We start from the raw sequence: 18,336 nt of genomic DNA, 5'->3' as shown, positions 1-18,336 counted from the left end.
TGAACGCAGGAGGTAGAGCAACGCAGGGAGCCGTTGCCGAGGAGCAAAAGCTGTGCCTATGGCGACTACTTCTGGTACCCTCTATCAACACTTAAACTGATGAACTAAACACTATGGCGCAATACATATACTCAATGAACCGGGTCGGTAAAATTGTCCCGCCCAAAAAATACATTCTCAAGGACATCTCGCTGTCTTTTTTCCCCGGCGCAAAAATCGGCGTACTGGGTCTAAACGGCTCAGGCAAATCGACGCTGCTGCGAATCATGGCGGGCATCGATAAGGAGATTGAAGGCGAGGCTATCCCGCTCAAAGGCATTAAAATCGGCTATCTGCCGCAAGAGCCGCAACTCGATCCCAATAAAACCGTGCGCGGTAATGTCGAAGAGGCAGTCGCTGAAATCAAGGCGGTTCTGGAACAGCTTGATGCGGTCTATGCCGCTTACGCGTTGCCCGATGCCGATTTTGACAAGTTAGCCGCCGATCAGGCGCGTCTGGAAGACATCGTCAACGCCTGCGACGGCCATAATCTGGATCGCAAGCTCGAAGTCGCCGCCGACGCGTTGCGACTGCCGGATTGGGATGCGAATGTCACCACCTTATCGGGCGGTGAAAAACGCCGCGTGGCATTATGCCGGTTATTGCTGTCCAACCCCGACATGCTATTATTGGATGAACCGACCAACCATTTGGATGCGGAATCGGTCGCCTGGCTGGAACGGTTCCTGCACGGTTATCCCGGAACCGTAGTTGCGGTCACCCATGATCGCTATTTCCTGGATAATGTGGCCGGCTGGATTCTGGAACTGGACAGAGGCTCCGGCATTCCGTGGGAAGGCAATTACTCCAGCTGGTTAGAGCAAAAGAGCAACCGTCTGTTGCAGGAAGAGAAACAGGAATCTTCCCGCCAAAAAGCCATGAAAGAAGAGTTGGAATGGGTGCGCTCCAACCCCAAAGGCCGCCATGCCAAAAGCAAGGCCCGTTTGGCCCGTTTTGATGAATTGTCGTCAACCGACGTGCAAAAACGCAACGAGACCCAGGAAATTTATATTCCACCCGGACCTCGTTTGGGCGACGTAGTCATTGAAGCCGACAACATCAGCAAGGCTTTCGGCGACAAGCTGTTATTCAACGGCTTGAGTTTTAAACTGCCGCCCGGCGGCATCGTCGGCATTATCGGCCCGAACGGCGCGGGTAAAACTACGCTGTTCCGGATGATGGCCGGTGTCGACAAGCCCGATTCGGGCACCCTAACATTGGGGCAAACCGTTCAACTCGCTTATGTCGATCAGTTGCGCGATGACCTGGATCCGAAAAAAACCGTGTTCGATGAAATTTCCGACGGGCTGGATTTGATTACCGTCGGCAAATATGAAACACCGTCCCGCGCTTACGTCGGTCGTTTTAACTTTAAAGGCGCAGATCAGGGAAAACGTATCGGCGATCTTTCCGGCGGCGAACGCAACCGTGTGCATTTAGCCAAGCTGCTTAAAACCGGCGGCAACGTGCTGTTGCTCGATGAGCCGACCAACGATCTGGACGTTGAAACCCTGCGCGCGTTGGAAGAAGCGCTGCTCGCATTCCCCGGTTGCGCCGTGGTTATTTCGCATGATCGCTGGTTTCTGGATCGGATCGCCACGCATATGCTGGCGTTTGAAGGCGACAGTAACGTGGTCTGGTTTGAAGGCAACTATGAAGATTACGAAGCCGACCGCCATCGCCGCTTGGGTAGCGATGCGGATAACCCTCATCGGTTGAAGTATAAGAAGCTGACTGGATAAGAAGTTTAAAAAATAACACCACGAAGGTCACGAACGACTGCAAGGATGCAGGAGGTAGAGCAATGCAGGAGCAATTGCCGAGAGCATGAAGTTTTTTATCTTAGCTTTTCTTCGTGTTCTTCGTGCCTTCGTGGTGAATTAAAATATCGGCTAAAACCCCTATCCCGCAAACACCACATCAAACCGTTTCATCAATCCGGCTATATCTTTCCGGTAAAACTCCTGCACCGGCAAACACAGATCGCCCGGCTTTAAGCCGCGTTCCTGTAACGACTCCACTTCGGTATAAATGTCGTTAACATCGTAGATTTCCAGCGCTTTAAAAATGGCCGAAGTATCCTTCATGCCCGCGATTTCAGGATTCTGACCGTTTTTCAGCTGAAACACGCCATCGTCCAGCAGCAAAATGCTGACATGCTGGTCAAACGCGGCGGTGGTCAGAATAATATCCAGCATTTCCTGAACCTGTGCGCCGCTGTGCGGCGGTTTGCGCAGTACGAATAAATAACGCTTCATGCCCTCACCCGAATACGATAAAACGGTCGGCTTCCAGCGTGGCTTCAACCAGCTGCCCCAAACCGGAAATACGGAAACCGTCGGCCAGGTCATTGTCCTGCTTGCCCTGCCGCTTGGCCTCATCGCTACATAATAAGCCTCGCCGTTGCGCGGCGGAAATACATACTACCAAGTCGATCCGATGCAGCCTTGCCAGCTCGCTCCATTGCGCGGTGAACTGGAGTTCGTCATCCGGCGGTGTCGCATATTTGAACGCATGGTAAACGCCGTCTTGATAAAAAAACACCCGGAACACTTCATGCCCGGCTGCCAACGAGGCATTGATAAATTGATACGCGGTATACCCGGCATTGGACTGGTACGGGCTGGTGTTAACTTGAATGGCGAATTTCATTGGGTTTTATGGCTAAAATTATTCTTAATAGAAGAGGCAGCTTAGCCTATTCGGCTGCCCATCTATCGAGATAAGAACTTGGTAACGGAAATACCCGCTTGCTTCAAAATCGCTCGCAAAGTGCCTTCCGGCATATCGCCTGGATGATTGGGTATCGTTGTATAACGGCTGGTACTTGAGTTATACCAAATCTCGTGGCTGCCTGCGGCCTGCCTGTCGAATTGAAATCCTAACTGCTTTAATCGTTTGACGATTTCACGATAACAAAAACCACCCAACTGTCCCATTTAGCTGCCCACAACCAGTGGATAATCGAATGAATCCTCAGTTTGCTTGAGATTGGAAAGTTGATGGTGCTCGGCTTGCGCCTCAAGAAGCTTCTTGGCTACGTCACGCGCAATTTCCAAGGTTTCGGTTATTGTCCGTCCTTGGGCGATCAAACCGGAAATATCGTCCGAAGTAGCCAAATAAACGCCTTCGGGTAGTTTTTCAATATGAAGATTAATAATTTGTTCCATGCAGAAAACTCCGGTAATTAACAATATAGTTGTAAGTCACGTAGGGTACGCTGTGCGTACCTTTCAGCGTTCGGCATTGATGGTACGCACAGCGTACCCTACATGGCTGGCTTTGAACGATTTACACGTACAAGGCAAGCCTTGAACTCCAGACCCCACGCCGGACGGGGCATGTTGCCCCGTCCGAAACGTTTTACGTTGGTTAAGCATGACCATTTTGCTTAGACATCGCAAAAACGTTAGGAGCGGGGTTGCAAACCCCGCCCCGCCTATGAGGATGTTATATTTTGTCTATTTGCTAATAGGTACCAAAGTGATTTTTGCTTCATGTAGCCTCGCGAAAGTTTCCCCAGACTCAAAACACCAACCTAGTGGCATTGTCGACTTATAACCTAAACCAAAGTCAATTTTCCTTGCTTGTTCTTTTGTTATTCTTGCGATCTTCCAATGCTTCTGAAGTAATTTAGCAATTTCCGTGTCGTTCAATACCTTTCCTTCAATAAGCCTACATGTTTCGCTTATTAGAACAGCACATGGAACAATATGCTCAGGATGAAAACCAGATTCATTTGTTACCTCGGCAGATTGACCTATTCCAACAAAGTCAAATTCCCAATGGAGCATGTGTTGAAATATTCTTGAGTTAAAACCACAGTTAAAACCGCCGACCCTTGCCTCTAAAAGATTTCTAAAATGTTGTACTAGAAGCACACATGTTCGATAAACAAGTTCTTCCTTTGAATTGTGCGACATTACTCTTCCTCAAATATAACTACAAATAGACATCTTTTTAGGCGTGTTAGTATCGAGCAAATACTTTATCATTTTACGGATCAATCCTGCCTAATCTCATTAAAATAAAGCGTAGCGCCAATCACCGCAGCCGGGGCGACGATGATATTCAGCACCGGAATGGTTAGTCCCAGCACCGCCAGTCCGCCAAAGCTTAACGCGCCCAGCCTGACGCTTTTGACCAGCTCTTTCTGCTCGGAAAACAACACGCCCTGGTTTTCCAAAGGATAGGCCATATATTCCAGCGCCATGCCCCAGGCTCCAAACAACGCCCATAAAAAAGGTGCAATTATATTAACGCCGGGAATAATCGACAATATCAGTAGCGGCAAGGCTCTGGTCACCAAATAGCCGATACGTTTTGATTCGGCAACAAGGACTTTAGCCAAAGGCTGTTCAGCAGATGCAAAGGCTTGGTCGCTAATCATGGCCAGTGTTTTTGCGGACAATTTGCCGTAAAAAGGCGCGGCCAGTATATTCGCCAATACCGTAAAGGTAAAAAAACCGGCTATAAAGAAGCTGATAAAAAATAACGGCCATAATACCCAGCTCAACCATTGCAACCAGCCTGGGATAAATTGATCGATCAAATCTGCAATATAAAAATAACCCAAGGTTAAGGCAACGCTATACAGCACCACATTAATTAACACTGGGATGATTATGAATTTGCGCAATTCCGGGCGGGTCAGTAATTTCAGGCCTTTAAATAAAAAACCGACGGCTAGCACCGGATTATTGCCCTTTTTACTAAATTGCATTTTTTAAACTCCTTACCCCTTGTTCAAAAGGGTTCAGTATTACACCGCGTTCGGTCACAATCGCTGAAATCAATTCCGCCGGCGTCACATCAAAAACCGGATTCCAGGCACTAACCAAAGAATCTTCTTTGATATAACAGGCGGGCAATAATTCGTTCTTATTGCGCTGTTCAATCTCTATCTTATCGCCATTATCGATATTCCAGTCTATGGTCGAGGTAGGTGCCGCCACCATTAACTTTACGCCATGCTGTTTGGCTAACACGGCCAGGGAATAGGTGCCGATTTTGTTTGCGGCATCGCCATTGGCGGCAATGCGGTCTGCACCGACGACAATCCAGTCGATAGCCCCGGATTTCATCAGCCATGCCGCCGCCGAATCGGCAATCAGGGTCGCCGGGATGCCGTCTTGCGCCAACTCCCAAACGGTCAGCCTTGCGCCTTGCAGCCAGGGCCGGGTTTCTCCCGCATAAACGTCAATGCGCTGTCTTTGATAAGCGCTGCGGATAACGCCCAGCGCCGTACCGTAACCGCCTGTCGCCAGGGCACCTGCATTGCAATGCGTCATTACCCCCTTTGCACCGTCCAGAATATCGGCACCCAGTTCACCCATTTTGTGATTGGCAGCAATATCATCAGCATGAATTTTTTCCGCACAAGCCAGAACGGCCGCCATTGGATTATCAAGCTGTTTGGCCAGTACGGCTTTCATCTGATCCAACGCCCAAAACAAATTAACCGCTGTTGGTCTGGACGCTGCCAACATGGCTATATCAGCCGTTACTTTTTGCCGCCAATGATTGGACTGGGCATAGTGCTTTCGAACCGACAGCGCCACGCCGTAAGCTGCCGCTATGCCGATAGCCGGTGCGCCGCGAACACGCATGTTAACAATAGCCTCTGTTACACCGTCGGCATCATTGTATTCGTCGTAAACGATTTTTTCCGGCAATTGTCGCTGGTCCAGCACTTTTAAAGCAGTGCCTGTCCATTGCAAGGCTTGTACAGTCAATTTATTTTGCATAGTCATTTTTATCAAAAACCAATGGTAAAAAGTTATAATTTGGCACCCAATACAGGAATATCTTATGACAGTTGTCGACACCCTCATCCACGCTCGCTGGATTATACCCGTTGAACCGGAATCCGTAACCTATGAACACCATACGCTGGTTATCAATAGCGGTCGAATCATCGATCTGCTTCCCACCGAAATTGCCAGGCAAAAATACCAGGGTACAACCACCGAAAACCTGGAAAATCATGCCCTGCTGCCCGGCCTGATCAATAGTCATACCCATGCCGCGATGACTTTAATGCGCGGTGTTGCCGATGATCTGCAACTGATGGACTGGCTGCAAAACCACATCTGGCCGCTGGAGCAAAAATGGATGAGCGAGGCGTTTGTCAAAGACGGCACCGATCTGGCGATAGCCGAAATGATTCTGGGGGGTACGACCTGCTTCAATGACATGTATTTTTTCCCGGAAATCACCGCCGCGCAGGCGATACATCACGGCATCCGCGCCAGTGTCGGCCTGATCGTCATCGATTTCCCGACAGTCTGGGCCGAAAACAGCGACGCCTATATTGAAAAAGGTCTGGCGCTGCATGATCAACTACGCCACCACCCGTTAATTTCCACGCCGTTTGCGCCGCATGCGCCGTACACCGTGTCGGACGAACCGCTGCAAAAAATCAAAACCTTTGCCGATGAACTGGAACTGCCGATTCATATTCATGTCCACGAAACGCTGCATGAAATAGAACAGGAACTGGAAAAAAACGGACAGCGGCCCCTGCAAAGGCTGCATGAACTCGGCCTGATCGACCCGTCGTTTATCGCGGTACACATGACCCAGTTAACCGATGACGAAATCATCCGGTTTGCAGAGTCCGGCGCGCATATCGTGCATTGCCCGGAATCCAATTTAAAACTGGCCAGCGGCTTTTGCCCGGTCGCCAAATGTATCGCCGCAGGCATCAACGTGGCCTTGGGTACCGATGGTGCGGCCAGCAACAATGATCTGGATATGTTCGGCGAAATGCGTACCGCGGCATTGCTCGGCAAAGCCGTTGCCGGTGACGCCAGCGCCATTCCGGCAATGACTGCACTGCGCATGGCGACCATCAATGGCGCCAAAGCTCTGTGTCTGGACCATGAAACCGGCTCGTTAAGCATCGGCAAAGCCGCCGACGTGATCGCCATTGACTTGTCGCATCTGGAAACCCAACCGTTATATTGCCCGGTTTCGCAGATTGTTTACTCCGCCAGCCGCCAGCAAGTCACCGATGTCTGGGTGGCGGGCAAACGCTTGTTAAAGCAGCGTCATCTGACCACAATTAATGTTGATGAGTTGAGAATGAAAATAGCCGAATGGCGGGAGCGGTTGGCGGGTTGATTGTTAAGATAAAGCCTGTATATTTGTAACGGCTCAGGCCTGTTTCGTTCCCGCGCCAACCGCAATGTGATAAATCCATGATGTTGTTTCGGAGTTCAAAACCGGCCTTGAACGATTTACAAGCACAGGGCAGGCCTTGTACTCAGGTATAGGGCTATGTGTTGGTGTATATGCTGGATGAACAAGGCAGATACGGATAGCCCGGCGTATTCGGCATGGGATGAGACTACCGCTCCCGGATCTGAGCATTGCCTGGTCGTTTATGGCGGCTATTTAAGTACGCACAGCTTACTCCCGCATAGCTGTCGGAGCCAAGAAGCGCCGGATTCCGCAAGCTTCATCAGGCTGCTCGCTAATTAATTTTTTAATAATGGACGGGGCTTACAATCCTGTCCTAACGCTTCAAAGATGCCAAATGGCTACGCTTCTTAACCAACGCCTTACGTTTCGAATGTCACGTCCAGCTTTGATGATTAAATCAGTTTAGAGAACTACCTTATGGTTACAAGCCTCATCATTTTTTTCTTGTATTTGGTTGCAGTTATTTATTTGGCAGGCCTTGCGCTCACCGATAACTCAACGCAGATAAGAATTAAAGATGTCTACATGTATTCAGGAACACTCGCCCTGATAGGATGCATTAGCGAGGTGGCTGTCAATAGCTTCTGTAGAACCGCTTTCGACTCGCCTCTTTGGATATATCAGGTAACGGCTGTACATCAGGGCGATACCTCGATTTTTGCGTTTTTCCAGTGGTCACTCTATGGTTATCATCTTTATTTCGTTCAGAAAAAGATTCAGTCCTTTAAAGTTAAGCATGAAACAACTATTTTTATTTTTGTGCTCTCTGTAGAGGCATTGCTGCTTGAAATATTCGTAAATATTTCAAGCAGCTTTTTCCTTAACACGCTCATATTTTATTATGTCCCTGGAGATATGGGACATTTGACTACTGTTTTTGTGTTTCCGGTTTATATTTTGGGAGGCGCCATATTGATTGAAATTTTTAAAAGATTTTCGCAAGACCCCATTTTTTTCGGTAATCTGAGTTTTTCCATTGCTTTTATTTTTGTATTTTTAGCGTAATACGTTTTACATCCTTATTGAAACAAACGTCCGATGCTCAAAGCTGTAAGAGAATTCGTCAACGCTTCGACTGATTGCAATCCGCGCTGTGCGTCACCTCGGCAATTGCTCCATGCAGTGGTGAAGCGCCTACTTTTGGTCCCTTACGCGCTATAGGACGCCATAACTTCAGCGTATGGCGTCCCACTACCGCTTTACTAATCCCACTTCATAACCGGCACCGAGGAAATAGAATTCTTTGGAGAACCTTCAATCACCCTGTCACTGTAAGCCATATAGACCAGGACATTACGTTTTTTATCATAAAAACGCACCACTTGGAGGCTCTTAAAAACCAGCGACAGGCTTTCTTTAAACACCACATCGCCATTTTTCAATTTATCCAGTTTATTCGTGTCAATTGCGCCTATTTGCCGACATGCAATTGATGCTTCTGTTGGATCTTCAGCCAGACCTACTGCGCCTTTCATTCCTCCTGTTTTAGCCCGTGATATATGACAAGCAACACCGGAAACATCAGGATCGTCGAAGGCCTCAATCACAATTTTATGATTGGCTCCCAGCAGCTTAAAGGTCGTACTGACATCACCGATCTCTTCGGCTGACGCAGTAAAGGCTAATGTGCTGAGAATCATTGTTGCTGTAAGTAAGATTTGTTTTTTCATCAGTCTATCCACAAAGTTAAGAAGTTATACTGCCATTATTACCCGATCGCAGCTTTGAATGTTAAGCCCTTGTCGCGAACCTGCTCAAGTTTCACTCTCAATGATCCATTTTCAGAACAGGCACAGCCGCCAGCAGCTTTTTGGTATAGGCCTGTTTGGGTTGGGTCAAAACCTCGGCCACACTGCCCTGCTCTATGATCTTGCCCTGGTACATCACCGCAACGTCATCGGCTATTTCGGCGACGACGGCAAGATCGTGGGTGATGAACAAATAGCTCACGCCTTTTTCCTGCTGCAAAGTTTTGAGTAATTGGATAATCTGCGCCTGCACCGACACATCCAGCGCACTGGTCGGTTCGTCGCAGACAATCAGTTTGGGATCGACCGCCAAGGCGCGGGCTATGCAGATGCGCTGGCGCTGACCGCCGGAAAATTCATGCGGATAACGCAGCGCCGAATCTGTGGGCAAGTCGACTTGCTGCAACAGTTGCCGGACCCTGGCCTTGCGCTCATCAGAGCTCGCCTTGGGATGCAAGGCTCTGATGCCTTCGGCGATGATGTCGCCAACCAGCATGCGCGGGTTCATTGATGAAAACGGGTCTTGAAACACGATCTGGATATTGGCGCGCTGTTTCCGCAATGCTTCGCCGGTCAAGGCATTCAATTCGACGCCGTTGATCACCACTCGTCCGCTACCGGGTATCAGGTTTAACAAGCTTTTGCCCAAGGTGGTTTTACCGCAACCGGATTCGCCGACCAGGGCCAGCGTTTTGCCTTGTTGTATATTAAAACTGACGCCATCGACGGCCCGTACAAAATCGACGACCCGCTTGAAAATGCCTTTCCGGATCGGGTAATAGCAATAAAAATCGCTGACCTGCAGCAACGGCGGCTTTTCCTCGGTCTTGTGCGCTAAGCAACTTTGCATCAACGGCAGGGCATCCAGCAGCTTACGGGTATAAGGATGTTTGGGCTGGTTAAAAAACTCGGCAGTCAGACCGGTTTCGACGATTTTACCTTGCTGCATGACCGCAACCCGATCGGCCATTGTCGATACCAGCGTCAAGTCATGACTGATCAGCCACAACGCCATGCCGGTTTGTTGCTGGATAGCTTTCAGCAACCCCAGGATTTGCGCCTGAATGGTCACATCCAGAGATGTGGTCGGCTCATCGGCGATCAGTAAATCCGGCTTGCCCGCCAAGGCGATGGCGATCATCACCCGCTGCCGCTGGCCGCCGGACAGTTGATGCGGATAGTCTTTAATGCGCTGCTGCGGTTCGGGGATTTCAACTTGTTGCAATAATTCCAGCACCCGTTGTTTAACGGCGTCCCTGGGCAGGTCGAAATGCAGCTTGATGACCTCCTCGATCTGGCCGCCGATGGTCATAACCGGGTTCAACGAAGACATCGGGTCCTGAAAAATAAAGCCGATGCGCCGACCGCGAATTTTGCACAGCTCAAATTCAGAATGATTCAGTAAATTATCGCCGTGCAGGTTGACGGCTTCGGCATTAAGCCTTGCGTTATTGGGCAATAATCTGAGCACCGACAAGGCGGTAATCGATTTGCCGGAACCCGACTCGCCGACCAACGCAAAGGTTTCGCCGGCATGGATTTCAAAACTGATGTCATCGACCACCGTCTGCCGGTGGTTGAAGGTGACGCTAAGATGCCGGATGGCCAGTATCGGATTATTCATTGCCGCTCCGTCTCGGATCAAACGCATCCTGCACCACGTCGGCAAACAAATTGGCTGCCAGCACCAGCGCGAACATAAACACAAAGGCGGCCGTCAGCGACCACCACACGATAGGCTCGCGGGCCATTTCCAGCCGCGCGCCATTAATCATATTACCCCAGCTGTAGCTGGTCGGATCGACGCCGATGTTGATATAAGACAACACCGCCTCGGCCAGCACCAGCGAACTGAAATCCAGCACCACTGAGATCAACACGATGTGCATGACATTGGGCAGGATGTGGCGCAGTAAAATCGCGCCTTGCTTTACACCCAACGCAGAGGCGGCCTGGACGTATTCCATTTCCCGAAGCTTGAGGGTTTCCGCCCTAAGCAACCGGCATAAGCCTGTCCAACTGGTCACGCCGAGGATCATGCACAGAAACAACAAGCGCGTATCCGCCCTGACGATAACGCTGGTAAAGGCGGCTTCGTGATTGGCCATATACACCTGCACCATCAGGATTGAGGCGGCTATCAGCAAGACGCCGGGGATGGAGTTGAGCGTGGTATAAATATATTGAATGATGTCATCTACCCAACCGCGAAAAAAACCGGCCAGGATGCCGAAGATAATCGCCATCGGCAGCATGATTAACGTGGTTAAGGTACCGATAACCAAGCCGGTGCGTATACTTTTTACGGCTTGATAAAAAACGTCTTCGCCAACTTTGTCGGTGCCGAACACGTGATAATAGCCGGATAAATAGATTAAGGCGTAACTAAACGACACCATAAAAAACGCTACCGCCCAGACTGTTTTTGCCGTTGAGCTGCGCATGAAACGTTTATGCTGCTCAACAAGTAACATCCACATGAGCAGCATAAAAAAACCAATCAGGCTGGCGCCTTGGGCCAAACCGTAAACTGTTTTTTGTAAAATATCGGGGACTTTCTCTATCTCAGGATTACTCAAATGCCTGCCGCCGAACTCCAGGCGCGGGTAACCCCATTGCATGGAGCCGTCTGCCAGCGTCATCATTTCCTTGCTGTAAAGCGTGGTCGCAAAAGGCGCGGAATAGGTTTTTTCGCCATGCTCGCGTAGCGGCGTCGCCCAATCGTCCAGCAGACTGATAATCTCGTTTTTCTTATCATCGGCGGGTTTAAAATGCACGGAATCGAGCAAGCCGATCAGCACAAAAAACAGCAGCACCACCAGTGACACCATGCCGATTTTACTGCGGCTTATTTGTTGCAGCGGGCGCTTGATGTGTTCCTTGCCGCGCAGATACAAGCCCAGCGCCAGTATCACTACAATCAACAAATAGATCAGCGCGTCTGTCCATAACACCACCATTACGATAACCTCACGCGCGGATCAACCAATGTGTAGGAAATATCGGTCAACAACAGCCCGATCACATATAACACCGAGCCCAGAAAAACCATCGCGCGAACGATAGCGAAATCCTGGCTGTTAATCGCGTCTATGGTGTAACTGCCCAAACCGGGAATACTGAAAAACGATTCCATGATTAGACTGCCCATAAACAACAACGGCAGCACGACTACGACGCCGGTCAAAATAGGAATCATCGCATTGGGTAACACATGTTGAAACAGGGTTTGGGTTTCGGTTAAGCCCTTGGCTCTTGCGGTGCGCACATAGTCTTTTTCGACTTCTTCTAAAAACAGGGTTCTATACCAGCGAACGCCTGAGCCGATGCCTGAAAATACGCCGATCAACACCGGCAGGATCAGAAATTTAATTGCCGCCATGCCGTCGTCATAGCCCGAAATAGGCACTAATCTTAAGACTTTACCGATGAAAAACTGCCCGCCGATGATATAAAACAGCGAAGAAATCGACATCAAAATCACGCATAACACGATGCCCGCATGTTCCAGATAACTGTTGCGGAACAACACCATCATCAATGCAAAGCAAATATTCACCAGCAGGCCGACAAGCAGCGTCGGCAACGCCACGGCAAGGCTGGGCCAAGCGCGTTCTTTAATGTCCGCACCGATATTGCGGCCGCTATCGGACACGCCGAAACGAAACAAAAACAAGCCGACCGATTTTTGGTAAAAAATGGTGTCGGTTATTTTTTTCTCACCTTGCGCATCGGCATTCCAGAGCAACGGCACATCGTAGCCGTGTTGCTGTTTCCAGTTGGCGATAGATTGCCCGGTAACGTGCTTTTGCCCCAGCTGCATACGTGCCATATCGTCCGGGCTATTGACGACAAAGAACAGGACAAACGTTAAGATATTAACGCCCATCAACAAAGGCAGGCTGTATAAAAGCCTTCGGATAATATATTGGGTCATTGAATAGATTTCCTTACACGGCGGCGGTAGGTATTAATCGCCGGAATCAACATCAGCACAAATACCGCGCTACCCAGTACCAAAGGCCAAAACACCGGCTTGTTCCATTGTCGCCTTTTCTCGGCTCGATCGGCCGTATTGATACGGGTATATTTAAGCAGGTTATTGGCCATCAGGTTCGGTTTAATATTTTTGTACCAACCGTGAAATAACGAAAAATTCTTCGGATGATAGCCAAACACCCACGGCGCATCATGGCGCACAATCTCCTGCATTTGCTGGATGATCCGGTAACGTTGCTCGCTGTTATTCATGTTGCGCATTTGCTCGAACAGGCGGTCGAATTCGGGATTATGGTAATTCGCGGCATTTTCACCGCCGTGCTGCACTTTGGAGTTTGCGCCATACAGCAGAAAAAAGAAATTCTCGGGATCCGGATAATCGGCATTCCAGCCCCAGACAAAAATCTGGGCGTTGCCGGTACGCATTTTTTCCTGGAAACGATTGTAATCTGTGCCGCGTATCACCAGTTTTATGCCCAGTTTTTCAAATTGCTTGCGATACCAGTTCATTCTGGGCCGGTCATCAATGCTGGTAGTCGTTGTATCAAAATATAAAATCAGGGCTTCTTTGGTTTTGGGATCTATGCCGCCGGCATAACCGGCTTCGGTCATCAGTTGTCGCGCCGCATCGATTTTTTTACGCTGAGCTTTGCCTACAGGAGCGGCAGCTTTACCGTTCAGCCACTCGTAAACATAAGGATTGATGCCGGTTTTATCGTCAAAGCCGTAGATACCGGGAGGCAAAATGCCTTGCGCCGCAACGCCGCGACCGTTGGTAAAAATAGAGATATATTCTTCATAATCAACCGCGATAGCGATCGCCTGCCGCAACTTTCTGGCTTGCTCAGTCGTACCGCCCACGATAGCGTCAAGCATGTTAAAGCCCATGTAAAAACTGGAGGTCGCCACCGAAGTTTGTAACTGGATGCCTTTTTCCAGCATGGTCGGCGTTAACGCCACGTCGCCGCTGCCGGTAAATTGTATGGCCTGATCGAAGCTGTCCGAGGCGATACCCGATGCATCGTAATAGCCTTGCAGAAATTTTGTCCAGTAAGGAATGGTTTCTTTTTCCAGCATAAAAACTACTTTGTCGATAAACGGCAGCTGTTTTCCTGCATCAACCAGCAGGCCTTTTTGCGCGTCTTCAGGCTCGCCTTCGGTCGGATAGGATTCAACATGAAACAAGGGATTTTTAAGCAAAATCATGCGTCGATTCGGGTTATTTTCAGCCATCAGGTAAGGCCCCGTGCCTATCGGAAACCAATCCAGCGTAATGTTTTTGTCAGCAAGCCCTTTCTGACTATAAAACACATCAGCTTCCCACGGCATCGGCGAGAAAAACGGCATGGCCAACCAGTAGATAAACTGCGGGTATTTGCCTTTAATACGAATACGATATTGATAACGGTTGAGCGCTGTTGCACCTTCTATCGGCAAGTCTCTAATCGCCGTCTTGGCTTTATCTTTGACCTGCTTGGAATAGTCATCAAAGCCGACAATATAATTTTTCATGATTTCGGCTATCGGCGACTGAATTTTAGGATGTGCCAGACGTTTAATCTGGTAAACATAATCTTCGGCAGTGAGCTCACGCGAGCCGGTGGCTTTGAAATCGTTCAGCGATGTAGCAGCCTCGATTTGCGCTTTGTCTAACTGATGATATTTATAATCACCCTGAATGTTTTTAGCCAGAGCGGGGTGCGGTTGGTAGCGAATACCAGGCTGGATTTCAATTATATACTCAGTAAATGCAATGTCGCTGTCATTTACGCCATTGCCCAGTTTTTCGCCTTTTAGAGTCAGGTAACTCACTTCAGGCATACGAACGGCGGTTAGCGGCACCACTTGATAAGGCCTTTTCAGATAATGATATTGGAACGGAGGCTCGTAAATCTGCGCAATAAAAGTATATTCACTGTTGCTGTAGGATACAGCAGGATCCAGATGCTTGGGTCGTTCTGAAAATGACTCATACAAAACCGCCTGATTGTTCTCATCTTCCGGATAAGGGTTATTAAGTTCTTCTGACTCCCATGCCGCGCAAGAAAACGAGGCAGACCAAAATATGACCGACAACATCAGAACTAACACACGAGCTTTGCAGGTTTTCATCTTCATACGACTACATGGAAGTGGAAGGTAGAGCAATGCATAGAGCAATTGCCGAGACAAAAGACTGGACATCAATAAAAGGGTCATAGATACTTGAAACTCTATTGTAACAACAAAAACATTGGGAGATGATAATGGGTTTTATGCAGGGCAAACGAGTCTTGATTGTGGGTTTAGCCAGTAACCGTTCAATTGCATGGGGCATTGCTCAAGCCATGCACCGCGAAGGCGCTGAATTAGCCTTTACCTTTCAAAATGAAAAGCTGCAAAGTCGCGTCGAAGAAATGGCTGGTCAATGTAATTCCAACATTACCATTGAATGTGATGTCAGCATTGACGAGCATATCGATACTGTATTTAACAAACTGGGCGAACACTGGGACGGCCTGGATTGTATCGTGCATTCGGTCGCTTACGCGCCCCGTGACGCGCTGAATGGTGATTATGTCGATGTCACCACCCGCGAAAACTTTCAGATTGCCCATGACATCAGCTCCTACAGCTTTACCGCTCTGGCAAAAGCCGGACGCGCGATGATGCAAGGCCGCAACGGTTCTCTTTTAACCCTGACTTATTTAGGCGCCGACCGGGCGATTCCTAACTACAATGTCATGGGTGTCGCTAAAGCCAGCCTGGAAGCCAATGTCCGCTATATGGCTGTGGCCTTAGGTGCCGAAGGTACACGCGTTAATGCGATTTCAGCAGGCCCTATCAGAACGCTTGCCGCATCGGGGATTAATGACTTTAAATCCATGCTCAACAAAGCGGCCGATACTGCGCCGTTAAAGAAAAACGTAACCATTGAAGAAGTCGGCAATGCGGCGGCATTTATGTGTTCCGATCTGGCTTCGGGTATTACCGGCGAAATCACTTTTGTCGATTGCGGCTATAATATTGCCGGTTTAGCGGCATCTTAACGCAAGAATTTTGACACAAAAAAGGGAGCTTAATGCTCCCTTTTTTATTTGCAATGCGTAGGTCGGATTAGCGTAGCGTAACCCGACAAACCAATATCAAAGCCGTGGGTTACGACGCAAAAAGATGCGTCTCGGCAATTGCTCCTGTATTGGTTCCACCTCCTGCATAACCCACAGGGATGTGGGGAATGCAGAGAAATGACTGGATCATTTCCTGTCCGTGCAGTCGTAACCCAACCTACGGCGCCTTGACTGATATATCGGCATCTTCCTGCAAACTGTTTATCAACGCATTGAATTCAGTCTGACCAAAAGCTTTGGCAATATTTTTGGTCGCCAGTTCCATTTGTTTCTTGTCATCCTCAGTCATTACGCCTGCTTTTACTTTTGACAAACTCACGACCACTTGTTCACCGGCAGGCAATTCGGCGATAAAGACCGTCGGTTTATCGCCGACAGGTTTAGCTGCCTTGAAAATCGCCTGACTCAACGGTAGCGGCACATCTTCCTTGCTACGAGTTAATCCGGCAACCGTCTTTACTTGTAGCTTATTTTCAGCCGCAACAGCTTGAATGGACTCACCTGCCTGAAGTCGAGTCTTGATCTGACCCGCTTTTTCGACAGCCTGCTGCTTGGCTTTGTCAGCCAGCAATACAGCAACTATATCGCTCTTAACATCTTTCAGCTCTCGCGCAGCAGCAGCTTTGTGTTCCAACAGCCTTAAAACAACCAAGCGATCGGTTCCCAATTCTATTGGCGTACTATTGTTACCTTGCAAAACTTCTTCAGTAAAGGCGGCGTTACGAATTTTTTCGTCAGCTGCAATGCCGTCGCCTTTATCTTTGGTAAACAACGCTGATTTCTTAATGGTAATGCCTAAAGCATCCGCCACCGTTTTCAGATTATCGGGGTTTTCATAACTCATTTCGGTTAAAGTTTCACCGGCTTCATAAAAGGCATTTTCTGCCTGGACTTTCTGATAGGCCTTGGTTACTTCATTTTTAACTGAATCGAACGGTTTGACTTCGCCGGGCACTAACTCGGTCACTTTAATCAAGTGATAACCGAATGCCGACTTAACGGGACTTGATACTTCACCCAGTTTTAAAGCACTCGCCGCATCTTCAAACGATTTTTCCATGACGCCCACATTAAACAGGCCTAAATCTCCGCCTGTTTTAGCGGTTAATTTATCATCGGAAACTTCTGCCGCTAAGGCAGCAAAGTCTTTATTCGCCAGTTCTTTTTGTGCTTTTAAGGCTTTTTCTAACGCGGCCTTTTCGTCGACCTTGTCATTAATTGCAAACAGGATATGACTGATTTTTCTTCGCTCGGCAGTGGTATACTGATCTTTTTGCTCTTCATAGAAGGCTTTCAACTTGTCATCAGTTACCGCTATAGTCTTGGCAATATCTTCAAGTGATAACTCGATGTACTCTACAGAAACCTGCTCAGGTATTTGATATAAGTCCTGATGCTGCTGATAATAGGCCTCTATTTCTTGCTCTGAGGGTTGTTCCGTAAGCTTCTGTACCGTAACAGTGACATAATCCACATCACGCTGTTGATTCTGGATTTTGAAAAAACTTTCTACATCATATTTCGTTGCAAAACTGCTATCTATAATACTGCGCTGAAACTGTTCCATAATCAGTGCATTCTTGATTCTGTTTACAAACTCCGCTGAGGACATTTTTTGTAAACCAAGCATTGTCTTATAACGCTTCTCATCAAATTTACCATCTACCTGAAAATAGGGCAGGGTTTGTATAAATTCACGCGCGGTATCATCAGTTGTGACAAGGCCCTTGTCATGCACATACTGCAATAAAACTTCATCTTTTATCAGTTTCTCTAATGCTTGCGCTTTCAAGGTTTGTTCATTAATCGTCAGTCCTTGAAGATTCTGGCTATATTGCTCATAAGCCTTATTAACATCGCGCTGAAAAAAATCCTTATCGCCGACGGAAGCGACGGGAGCTTCTTCCCCAGTATCCAGATAATTTTGAATGCCCCATAAAGCAAAAGGCACACAAATTATTATCAAAATACCCCATGCAAAAGCACCTTGTGCTTTTTCTCTAATCTTTGTCAGCATAGCTCTGTCCTAAAGAAACAACTTAAATTTTAATCAAAAAAAAAGCCCCGAACCAATCGATCCGGAGCTTTTTGATTTTGGCGGAGTGGACGGGGCTCGAACCCGCGACCACCGGCGTGACAGGCCGGTATTCTAACCAACTGAACTACCACTCCAAAGTCTGGTGGGTGCTGAGGGGTTCGAACCCCCGACCCTCGCCTTGTAAGGGCGATGCTCT

At 48.5% G+C, this 18,336-nt stretch carries 18 protein-coding genes and 1 tRNA gene; 5 read left to right on the top strand and 14 right to left on the bottom strand.

Annotation, left to right across the window (positions count from 1 at the left end):
* The first annotated feature begins 113 nt into the window (after positions 1-113).
* Positions 114-1,781 (top strand): energy-dependent translational throttle protein EttA, encoded by a 1,668-nt coding sequence (gene ettA, locus Q8L79_RS07525; RefSeq protein WP_305269733.1) that lies wholly within the window; start codon positions 114-116, stop codon positions 1,779-1,781.
* Positions 1,782-1,940: 159 nt separating this feature from the next.
* Here ettA and tusC read toward each other — a convergent pair whose 3' ends face one another.
* The 7 genes from tusC to mtnA form a co-directional block, all read right to left on the bottom strand.
* Positions 1,941-2,297 (bottom strand): sulfurtransferase complex subunit TusC, encoded by a 357-nt coding sequence (gene tusC, locus Q8L79_RS07520; RefSeq protein ID WP_305269732.1) that lies wholly within the window; start codon positions 2,295-2,297, stop codon positions 1,941-1,943.
* Between the two features lie 4 nt (positions 2,298-2,301).
* Positions 2,302-2,691, bottom strand: coding sequence for a sulfurtransferase complex subunit TusD (gene tusD, locus Q8L79_RS07515; protein ID WP_305269730.1), 390 nt, complete (start codon positions 2,689-2,691; stop codon positions 2,302-2,304).
* 62 nt (positions 2,692-2,753) lie between these two features.
* A complete protein-coding gene (locus Q8L79_RS07510; RefSeq protein WP_305269728.1) occupies positions 2,754-2,978 on the bottom strand; it encodes a type II toxin-antitoxin system HicA family toxin in 225 nt (74 codons plus the stop codon).
* Positions 2,979-3,209 (bottom strand): type II toxin-antitoxin system HicB family antitoxin, encoded by a 231-nt coding sequence (locus Q8L79_RS07505; protein WP_292432799.1) that lies wholly within the window; start codon positions 3,207-3,209, stop codon positions 2,979-2,981.
* A 291-nt stretch (positions 3,210-3,500) separates the two neighbouring features.
* Positions 3,501-3,962 (bottom strand): hypothetical protein, encoded by a 462-nt coding sequence (locus Q8L79_RS07500; protein ID WP_305269722.1) that lies wholly within the window; start codon positions 3,960-3,962, stop codon positions 3,501-3,503.
* 80 nt (positions 3,963-4,042) lie between these two features.
* Complete coding sequence (gene cysZ, locus Q8L79_RS07495; RefSeq protein ID WP_305269721.1) at positions 4,043-4,762, bottom strand: sulfate transporter CysZ; 720 nt, start codon at positions 4,760-4,762, stop codon at positions 4,043-4,045.
* Entirely contained in the window at positions 4,752-5,792 is a 1,041-nt protein-coding gene (mtnA, locus tag Q8L79_RS07490) for an S-methyl-5-thioribose-1-phosphate isomerase (protein WP_305269719.1), read from the bottom strand. Before mtnA ends, cysZ begins: the two co-directional genes overlap by 11 nt.
* Positions 5,793-5,850: 58 nt before the next feature.
* On the opposite strand from mtnA, the gene Q8L79_RS07485 reads away from it, so the two are divergent.
* The 3 genes from Q8L79_RS07485 to Q8L79_RS07475 all read left to right on the top strand — a co-directional run bounded on the left by Q8L79_RS07485 (position 5,851) and on the right by Q8L79_RS07475 (position 8,250).
* The gene (locus Q8L79_RS07485; RefSeq protein ID WP_305269717.1) at positions 5,851-7,164 is read left to right on the top strand and encodes a TRZ/ATZ family hydrolase; all 1,314 of its coding nucleotides are present in this window, start codon (positions 5,851-5,853) and stop codon (positions 7,162-7,164) included.
* A gap of 177 nt (positions 7,165-7,341) precedes the next feature.
* Positions 7,342-7,524 carry a hypothetical protein gene (locus Q8L79_RS07480; protein ID WP_305269715.1) on the top strand — a complete coding sequence of 61 codons (183 nt, stop codon included), beginning with the start codon at positions 7,342-7,344 and terminating at the stop codon, positions 7,522-7,524.
* A 189-nt stretch (positions 7,525-7,713) separates the two neighbouring features.
* Positions 7,714-8,250 (top strand): hypothetical protein, encoded by a 537-nt coding sequence (locus tag Q8L79_RS07475; RefSeq protein WP_305269713.1) that lies wholly within the window; start codon positions 7,714-7,716, stop codon positions 8,248-8,250.
* Positions 8,251-8,447: 197 nt separating this feature from the next.
* Here the strand turns inward: Q8L79_RS07475 and Q8L79_RS07470 are convergent, their stop codons facing one another.
* The 5 genes from Q8L79_RS07470 to Q8L79_RS07450 form a co-directional block, all read right to left on the bottom strand.
* Positions 8,448-8,915, bottom strand: coding sequence for a CreA family protein (locus Q8L79_RS07470; protein WP_305269711.1), 468 nt, complete (start codon positions 8,913-8,915; stop codon positions 8,448-8,450).
* A gap of 97 nt (positions 8,916-9,012) precedes the next feature.
* Positions 9,013-10,617 carry an ABC transporter ATP-binding protein gene (locus tag Q8L79_RS07465; protein WP_305269709.1) on the bottom strand — a complete coding sequence of 535 codons (1,605 nt, stop codon included), beginning with the start codon at positions 10,615-10,617 and terminating at the stop codon, positions 9,013-9,015.
* A complete protein-coding gene (locus tag Q8L79_RS07460; RefSeq protein ID WP_305269708.1) occupies positions 10,610-11,953 on the bottom strand; it encodes an ABC transporter permease in 1,344 nt (447 codons plus the stop codon). Before Q8L79_RS07460 ends, Q8L79_RS07465 begins: the two co-directional genes overlap by 8 nt.
* Positions 11,953-12,930 (bottom strand): ABC transporter permease, encoded by a 978-nt coding sequence (locus tag Q8L79_RS07455; protein ID WP_305269705.1) that lies wholly within the window; start codon positions 12,928-12,930, stop codon positions 11,953-11,955. Before Q8L79_RS07455 ends, Q8L79_RS07460 begins: the two co-directional genes overlap by 1 nt.
* Complete coding sequence (locus Q8L79_RS07450; protein WP_370869895.1) at positions 12,927-14,813, bottom strand: ABC transporter substrate-binding protein; 1,887 nt, start codon at positions 14,811-14,813, stop codon at positions 12,927-12,929. The genes Q8L79_RS07455 and Q8L79_RS07450 overlap by 4 nt, the downstream gene beginning before the upstream one ends.
* 425 nt (positions 14,814-15,238) lie before the next feature.
* On the opposite strand from Q8L79_RS07450, the gene Q8L79_RS07445 reads away from it, so the two are divergent.
* Entirely contained in the window at positions 15,239-16,021 is a 783-nt protein-coding gene (locus Q8L79_RS07445) for an enoyl-ACP reductase (protein WP_300484528.1), read from the top strand.
* 238 nt (positions 16,022-16,259) lie between these two features.
* Here Q8L79_RS07445 and Q8L79_RS07440 read toward each other — a convergent pair whose 3' ends face one another.
* Positions 16,260-18,119, bottom strand: coding sequence for a SurA N-terminal domain-containing protein (locus tag Q8L79_RS07440; protein ID WP_305269695.1), 1,860 nt, complete (start codon positions 18,117-18,119; stop codon positions 16,260-16,262).
* Between the two features lie 78 nt (positions 18,120-18,197).
* Positions 18,198-18,274 (bottom strand) — tRNA-Asp (locus tag Q8L79_RS07435).
* Positions 18,275-18,336: the final 62 nt, after the last annotated feature.

Origin of the sequence: Methylobacter sp., assembly GCF_030680395.1 — a bacterium.
Lineage (GTDB): Bacteria > Pseudomonadota > Gammaproteobacteria > Methylococcales > Methylomonadaceae > Methylobacter_A.
Note: the sequence above shows the minus strand (reverse complement) of the source record. Positions and strands in the feature narration are given on the sequence as shown.

Coding starts and splice junctions, on each gene's coding strand:
- ettA (WP_305269733.1), top strand. CDS start 114: ATGGCGCAATACATATACTCAATGAACCGGGTCGGTAAAATTGTCCCG.
- tusC (WP_305269732.1), bottom strand. CDS start 2,297: ATGAAGCGTTATTTATTCGTACTGCGCAAACCGCCGCACAGCGGCGCA.
- tusD (WP_305269730.1), bottom strand. CDS start 2,691: ATGAAATTCGCCATTCAAGTTAACACCAGCCCGTACCAGTCCAATGCC.
- Q8L79_RS07510 (WP_305269728.1), bottom strand. CDS start 2,978: ATGGGACAGTTGGGTGGTTTTTGTTATCGTGAAATCGTCAAACGATTA.
- Q8L79_RS07505 (WP_292432799.1), bottom strand. CDS start 3,209: ATGGAACAAATTATTAATCTTCATATTGAAAAACTACCCGAAGGCGTT.
- Q8L79_RS07500 (WP_305269722.1), bottom strand. CDS start 3,962: ATGTCGCACAATTCAAAGGAAGAACTTGTTTATCGAACATGTGTGCTT.
- cysZ (WP_305269721.1), bottom strand. CDS start 4,762: ATGCAATTTAGTAAAAAGGGCAATAATCCGGTGCTAGCCGTCGGTTTT.
- mtnA (WP_305269719.1), bottom strand. CDS start 5,792: ATGACTATGCAAAATAAATTGACTGTACAAGCCTTGCAATGGACAGGC.
- Q8L79_RS07485 (WP_305269717.1), top strand. CDS start 5,851: ATGACAGTTGTCGACACCCTCATCCACGCTCGCTGGATTATACCCGTT.
- Q8L79_RS07480 (WP_305269715.1), top strand. CDS start 7,342: ATGAACAAGGCAGATACGGATAGCCCGGCGTATTCGGCATGGGATGAG.
- Q8L79_RS07470 (WP_305269711.1), bottom strand. CDS start 8,915: ATGAAAAAACAAATCTTACTTACAGCAACAATGATTCTCAGCACATTA.
- Q8L79_RS07465 (WP_305269709.1), bottom strand. CDS start 10,617: ATGAATAATCCGATACTGGCCATCCGGCATCTTAGCGTCACCTTCAAC.
- Q8L79_RS07460 (WP_305269708.1), bottom strand. CDS start 11,953: ATGGTGGTGTTATGGACAGACGCGCTGATCTATTTGTTGATTGTAGTG.
- Q8L79_RS07455 (WP_305269705.1), bottom strand. CDS start 12,930: ATGACCCAATATATTATCCGAAGGCTTTTATACAGCCTGCCTTTGTTG.
- Q8L79_RS07450 (WP_370869895.1), bottom strand. CDS start 14,813: ATGCCTGAAGTGAGTTACCTGACTCTAAAAGGCGAAAAACTGGGCAAT.
- Q8L79_RS07445 (WP_300484528.1), top strand. CDS start 15,239: ATGGGTTTTATGCAGGGCAAACGAGTCTTGATTGTGGGTTTAGCCAGT.
- Q8L79_RS07440 (WP_305269695.1), bottom strand. CDS start 18,119: ATGCTGACAAAGATTAGAGAAAAAGCACAAGGTGCTTTTGCATGGGGT.